6 protein-coding genes are annotated in these 7072 nt (G+C 50.4%); 2 read left to right on the forward strand and 4 right to left on the reverse strand.

Translation table 11 applies throughout. The features are described 5' to 3' along the window. Nucleotides 1–177 precede the first annotated feature (177 nt). Nucleotides 178–1641: a S8 family serine peptidase gene (locus OB13_RS14040; RefSeq protein ID WP_461490797.1), complete on the forward strand. Its 1464-nt coding sequence runs from the start codon at nt 178–180 to the stop codon at nt 1639–1641. Between the two features lie 91 nt (nt 1642–1732). Here OB13_RS14040 and recQ read toward each other — a convergent pair whose 3' ends face one another. Then, nucleotides 1733–3868 carry a DNA helicase RecQ gene (recQ, locus tag OB13_RS14045; RefSeq protein ID WP_461490798.1) on the reverse strand — a complete coding sequence of 712 codons (2136 nt, stop codon included), beginning with the start codon at nt 3866–3868 and terminating at the stop codon, nt 1733–1735. A 170-nt stretch (nt 3869–4038) separates the two neighbouring features. Between recQ and OB13_RS14050 the strand changes: the two genes are divergently transcribed. Then, nucleotides 4039–4374: a four-helix bundle copper-binding protein gene (locus tag OB13_RS14050; RefSeq protein ID WP_461490799.1), complete on the forward strand. Its 336-nt coding sequence runs from the start codon at nt 4039–4041 to the stop codon at nt 4372–4374. A 64-nt stretch (nt 4375–4438) separates the two neighbouring features. Here the strand turns inward: OB13_RS14050 and OB13_RS14055 are convergent, their stop codons facing one another. The 3 genes from OB13_RS14055 to speE form a co-directional block, all read right to left on the reverse strand. Further along, a complete protein-coding gene (locus OB13_RS14055; protein WP_461490800.1) occupies nt 4439–4771 on the reverse strand; it encodes a phage holin family protein in 333 nt (110 codons plus the stop codon). Nucleotides 4772–4850: 79 nt separating this feature from the next. Beyond that, nucleotides 4851–5939, reverse strand: coding sequence for an agmatinase family protein (locus OB13_RS14060; protein WP_461490801.1), 1089 nt, complete (start codon nt 5937–5939; stop codon nt 4851–4853). Further along, nucleotides 5911–7072, reverse strand: a 1162-nt coding sequence (gene speE / locus OB13_RS14065; protein ID WP_461490802.1) for a polyamine aminopropyltransferase, incomplete at its 5' end; no start/stop codon positions are given. The genes OB13_RS14060 and speE, both read right to left, overlap by 29 nt.

Here is a 7072-nt window from a genome sequence, read left to right on the forward strand (position 1 = left end):
ATCAGCGAGAAGATAGATTTTACGGTCTCCCTGCATCGCTTCTATAGACGTGATGTTATTATTTTCTTACAATTTTTGAAGCATATTAAACTTTTTTAAAAATCGATCTGTTACGAATCGAATTTAAATAGGTTACAATTATTTTTTTATCATTTTCCAACCATTTTACACCTTTATATGATCACAACTTTTACGTTAAAAAGGACGCTCTCGGGTCTGGCATTAGTTTCTGCTTTTACACTTTCTGGTTGTCAGAAAGAAGAGCTGATGGAGGAACAATTCGCTCAACCTGCCAGTGTGGTAGCCAATAACAATGGACAGCCTATTCCAGGCCAGTACATCGTGGTATTTAAGAATGGCAGCATCAATCTGAATGCTACCGGCGTAAGCAACCTGTCTATTGCAGGCCGAGCATCTACGATCACTCTTCGTCAACGTTTGCTGCAATCGGCCTCTGTCGATAAAGCAGCAGTTGCACAAACTTTTGAAGGTGCTGTGAATGGCTTTGCAGCCCGTTTGGACCAACATCAGCTGGATTTGCTGCGCAAAAATCCGGAAGTAGCCTATGTGGAGCAGGATCGTATTATTTCCCTGGCTAAACCAACTACTTCGGGTGGTGGCAACACCAAAGACGGCGATTCTATTAAAAGCGGCGGAAGCACGAAAGGTGGCGGTAAAAAAACCCCTACTGAGCCCGCTCCTACAGAACCAGCTCCGGTTGAACCTACACCGGTAGAACCTGCCCCCACTGAGCCGGCACCGACCGAGCCTGTTCCAACAGAACCAACTCCTACAGAACCAACTCCTACAGAACCAATCCCTGCTGAACCAACTCCGACTGAGCCTGCGCCAGCCTATACTAAAATAACTCCGCTTCTGGGCGAAACATTGCCATGGAACGTGAGCATGACAGGCTTCGGAGATGGTACCGGCAAAACGGTTTGGGTGATTGACTCCGGGATTGACACGGATCATCCGGACCTCAATGTCGATATGACGCGCAGTGCTTCCATGATCTATAACAATCCTTCTATTGAAGATGGATTCGGACACGGCACATCGGTGGCAGGTGTGATTGCAGCCAAAAACAATGGTAGTGGTATGGTGGGTGTTGCTGCAAATGCGACCATCGTAGCAGTGCGTGTATTTGATGATGCCGGTGCCGGTACTATGTCCCGAGCTATCAGCGCTGTGAATTATGTTATCAATAATGCCAAAGCAGGAGACGTAGTAAATATGAGCCTGGGCGGCTCTGCTTCTACCACGCTGGATGATGCTGTGAAATTAGCGGCCAGCAAAGGCATTCTGTTTGCCATTGCTTCCGGCAACAGCGGTGTTGATTGCGCTTTCAACTCTCCTGCCCGTGTAGATGCCACAGGTGTTTATACCGTATCCGCAATGGACAAGTACATGGGCTTCTGGTCCAGTTCAAACTTTGGCGCTGCAGTTGACTTTACTGCGCCGGGTGTCAATGTAACGGTAACAAAAATAGGTGGCGGAATTGCCAGTGGTGCCTATGGTACCTCCTATGCCGCACCCCATGTTGCCGGTATCTTGTTGCTGCGTGGTGCAGTTTACACGCAAGGTCTCGTATCGGGCGATAAAGACAGCTGGCCAGATCCGATAGCTTCTGTAGAATAAGCTTGAAGTTTCAGTATCAACTAAAAAAGGCCACTATGAGTAGTGGCCTTTTTTAGTTGATACTGATCTGCATGTTAAGCCTTTGTGCTATTTACCAGGCATACTGCTTCTTGTACATGGCCAGCGAAAGCCGGATCTTAAAATACTCGTGCTGCTCTTCCAAGTGCTCGTAGAGGTCTTTCAGTTTTGCTTCGACTCCCAGGGTCTCAATTGCCTCCACAATGGACTGGTATTCCTTTTTCGTGACGAAATCTTTTACAGGAACATCATAGCCCTGCTCCAATAAGGTAGCCAGATGAGAATAGATGGTGATGGGGTTTAGCTTGCGTTGTTGGGCAATCTCTTCCGGAGAATAACCTTGCTTGTATGCTTCCCACGTGAGTAAATGCGTGGCCCCTTTGATCGTGCTACCTTTTGCCTGTTCTTCGGTCACAAAGGCGATGATCTCATTGATAAAGTCATGGCCGTAGCGCTCAAATTTCTGGGCACCTACCCCGCTGATAGCCAGCATGGCAATTCTGTTGGATGGCTTTTCAGCTGCCATTTCCTGGAGCGTGCTGTCAGTGAAGACAACATAGGGCGGTACATTCAGTTCATCGGCCAGGCGCTTGCGCAAGGCGCGGAGTCTGTCAAAGAGCGCATCCCGTATGATCTCGCGCTTCGGCTTCTCCTTCGTGCGTTGTTCTTCCAGTTGTTTTATTTCTTCGAATTTAACGAGTTCAACACGTCTGCCTTCAAACAGCACCTGGCGGCTTTGCTCCGTCAGTTTTAAGGTATAGTTCTGATCATAGGCCAGCTCCACCAGTCCGGCATTGAGCATCTGGTGCAGGTAGCGGTGCCAGTCGAGTGAGCCCACATCTTTACCGGCTCCATAGGTCTTGATCCGGTCAAAACCGGCGGACATCACCTGGCTGTTCCGGGAACCACGCAGCACATCCACCAGCAGGCTCATATTTGCTTTCTCATTTGTCCGGGCGATGGCCGATAAGGCCTTCTGCACAATCAGCGTACCATCGAAGCTGGTAGGAGGATTGCGGCAGATATCGCAGTTGCCACAGTCTTTGGGCATGGTTTCGCCAAAATACTGCAACAGGATACGACGCCGGCAAAAAGTAGCCTCCGCAAATTGCTGCATACGCTCCAGCTTCACCAACTGTAGCTCTGCCTGGGATTTATCATTTTCAGAGAGCATACTGCGCATGTTGATCACATCCGCAAAACTATAAAACAGCAGGGCATCTGATTTGGCACCATCACGGCCAGCCCGGCCGATCTCCTGGTAGTAACTTTCGATGTTCTTGGGAAGGTTGTAATGGATCACCCAACGCACATTGGACTTGTCAATCCCCATGCCAAAGGCAATGGTCGCACACACGATCTGCACGTCGTCGCGCAGGAAGGCTTCCTGCGATTTGGCTCGTTGCTGCGAGGTCATACCTGCATGGTAAAAAGTTGTGCTGTAGCCCTGCTGCTTGAGCTTACCGGCCAGGTTTTCAGTGGCCTTGCGGCTGAGGCAATAAATGATACCCGGCTGCTTGTGATGGCGCTCCAGAAAATCGGTTATTTTGTTAAACCGGTCTTGCCCTGGCAGCACGGTCAGATTGATGTTGGGTCTGTCAAAGGAGGAGAGAAATACCTCCGGTTGATGCAGATGCAATTGTTCGGTAATATCTTTCTGTGTCAGTCTGTCGGCTGTGGCAGTCAGCGCTACGACCGGTGTAGACGGGAACTGCTGCTTCAGAACGCGCAGCTGGGTATATTCCGGCCGGAAGTCATGCCCCCAGGCAGAAATACAGTGTGCCTCATCCACCGCAAAAAGAGAAACATTCAGGCGCTTCAGGAAAGAAAAAAAGCCGCCGGAGAGTAATTTTTCCGGGGAAACGTAGAGTAACTTCATCCCGCCACTCAGGCACTTGTTTTCGATCTGGTACTGCTCCTCTGCACTTTGTGAGCTGTTCAGGTAAGCAGCAGGTATGCCGTTAACCAGCAGTGCCTCCACCTGGTCTTTCATGAGGGCGATCAGCGGCGAGACCACAACACAGAGCCCCGGCATTACCACGGCCGGTACCTGGTAGCAAACGGACTTACCGCCTCCGGTCGGCATCAGCACCAGCACATCCTGGCCCTGCAGGATATTGGAGATTATCTGCTCCTGCGTCGGCCGGAACTGCTCATATCCAAAGTATAACTTAAGTGCTTCACGTGCCTCTCTGATTCCTATGCTCATACTACTTTACTGACTGAATTAGGTCCTGCATCTACAGGCTTCTTTTACTCCAAAGTTAACCATAAATATTGTGAAATGGGTTCCTGAACCGGAACGGATATGTTACCAAAACAACCAACCCTGCAGGCACCCGTACCTTTAATACACTGACAACCATTTCTCTAAAAGCTATGAAATCTGAAAGAACAAACGAATTGGAACATGTACTGGTAAAATGTATTACCGCCTGTGAGGCCTGCGCCACCGCCTGCCTCCAGGAAGAGGACGTAAAAATGATGGTGCGTTGCATCATGCTCGACCGTGATTGTGCAGACATATGCACATTGACGGCCCGCTTTGTAGCGCGAGACTCCGCCCATGCCAAGCATGTCATGAAAGAGTGCATTGAGATCTGTCGCCTGTGCGCGGAAGAGTGCGGTAAACACAACCACGAACACTGCCAGAAATGTGCAGAGGCCTGCCGGGAATGTGCTGACGCCTGTGAAGCCTGGATGTCAGGCAGATAAATTTCTAAAACAAAAAGGCCCGGAAGCTGCTGTAGCTTCCGGGCCTTTTATATTGAATCCTTCCCTAAAAGATCATATCCAGGATCGCTTCGATCACGGAAAGCACAAGACTGAAAATCAGTGCCCACAGGAATCCGTCTACATTGAAACCTCCTATCAGTGAGTCAGCGAGCAAAATGATCAGCGCGTTGATCACCAGCAGGAACAGGCCCAGCGTCAGGATGGTGACCGGTATGGTCAGCAATACGAGTAAAGGCCGTACAACCGCATTCAGCAGCGCCAGCACGATAGCCAGTATCAGAGCCGCTCCATAGCCATCGAGCTGAACACCCGGTAAGAAGGATGCTGCCAGAAAAGCAGCCACACCTGTCAGTAAAATTTTTACAATAAGTCCCATTTTTAGGTTTCCAATATATAGTGAAAATGCAGTATTCAAGTACCACACTATACGGTAAACCTAAAATAAAGGTGGACTTTTATACTTCCAGTCGTTTCTGCGATACGGCCATCCAGTTGCAAAGCTTGTACAACAGGCGTGCACCTACGTTGCCGTTCCACTCGCTGTCGCCCGGTGCTACTTCGCAAAGGTCAAAGCCGATGATCTCACGGCCGGACTTTACCAGCGCTTTGATCAGGTATACCGCCTCCTCAAATTCCAGACCGCCTGGTACCGGCGTGCCTGTTCCCGGGCAAAGCTTCGGATCCAGCCCGTCGATGTCAAAGCTGATGTATACTTTCTGGGGCAGTTGCGCTATGATCTTTTTGCATTCCTTTTTCCAGCTATCGCCTTCGTACATATTTTCTTTCAGCACGCTGTCATAGAAAATCGCGACACGCCCGTTGGACTGGTCTGCCAACTCGGCTTCTGCCTGACAGATATCGCGTATACCTACCTGCACAAGTTTTTTTACCTGCGGGAGTTTCAGCGCGTTGAACATAATCGAAGCATGGGAGTACTGGAAGCCCTCATACGCATCCCGAAGGTCCGCGTGGGCATCAATCTGCAGGATGCCGTACTCTTCGTGCCGTTCCGCCAAAGCATGCATCAGGCCGAGCGGCGTACTGTGATCTCCACCCAACACTGCGACCAGTTTACCCTTGTCCAGGTGGTCGAGGGCTTTCGCCTTCAGCCACTGCAACAACTCCTCTCCTTTGCGGGTTACTTCAGCCGGCAGGTTTTCAAATTCGGATGCTTCTGCTTCGGGACTTCCATCCTCCAGCCAGTTGATATAGTTCTCCGCTTTTTGGCGCAGTTCCTCACTGGTAGCGGCCCAATCCGTAGAAATTTCTTCCATGGCGATGCCCAGTTTCCAGGCATCTTTTATGGCAGGCTCAAAAAGGTCTAGCTGAGGAGAGGCATCTTTGATGGCCTGGGGCCCTGCAGCCGTACCGGCACTGTAGGAAACGGTTACTTCCCACGGAACAGGAATCAGGACAACTTCGGATTCTTCGATTGTAAAGGGCAGTCCAAAAAGTCCGGCGTGTATATCCCCAACACCATTCGGGTCGAAGTTGGCAATCTTTTGCTCCTTGCTCTTAGTTGATTGGTTCTGCGGAGTATTCATCTGTTACTTCGTTTGGTTTGGTATGTAAAAGCTGCTTCACAAAGTTTGGAAGTGCAAAGGCAGCTCGATGCATCTCTTCGTTATAATATTTCAGATCCTGGTTCTGCGAGAATGCAGCGGCAGCCTCCCGATCGTATTGCAGGGGGTGCGCTTCCCCTTTGGAAGAATAAGAGAAACTCCAGGTACCGGTTGGGTAAGTAGGTATAGCAGCCAGGTAGCAATGCACTTTATCTCTGCCAAAAATCTGCTTGTAGGTATCGTAAATCTCCACAAACACCGCGCTATTGAAGCGGGGAGATTCACTCTGGGTGATCATTACGCCATCTTTGGACAGGCAACGGTATACCTCATTGTAGAAGTCAGCAGTAAACAAGCCTTCTCCCGGGCCAACCGGATCGGCAGAGTCCACAATGATCAGGTCATACCGCTCATCGGCACATTCTTTAATATACTTGATACCGTCTTCCACCAGCAGGTTGAGCCGCGGGTTATCAAAGGCAACGGCTGTTTCCGGAAGGTGCAGTTTGCAGGCCTCAATTACCAGCGCATCGATCTCTACCAGGGTAACTTCTTCCAGCTGCTCGTGGCGCAGCAATTCCCGGACAGTACCGCCATCTCCTCCCCCGATCACCAGCGCCCGCTTTGCTTTGCGGTTGCTGAACATGGGCACATGGGTGATCATCTCGTGGTAGACGTACTCATCTTTCTGCGTGCACATCACCATTCCGTCGAGCGTGAGCATGTTGCCATAGGCCAGTGTCTCGTATACCTCTACGCGCTGGTACTCAGACTCTTTTTTGTAGAGTTGCTTGCCCGAATGCTTCAGGGAAAGGGCTATGTTCTCGTCCCGCTCCGTGAACCAGACATCGCGGGTGATCGTACCGGCCACTTCGACCGGCTTTGGCGATACATCCCGCATCGATTCCAAGTTGAAGTCCAGGCGCTTGAGCAGGTCCAATTGCCCGCGACGGCACTCCATCGCTGAACCATGGCTGGCTTCAAAAGCATCTTTCAGGTAGGCATAAGAAACCCAGGGGTCAACCGAATCACCACACGTGAAAAGGTCTACAGCTGCGTAGCCATACTCCGGCCAGGTATGGATGGCCAGGTGACTTTCCTGTATTACCACCACA

The sequence above is a fragment of the Pontibacter sp. HJ8 genome (assembly GCF_054824225.1).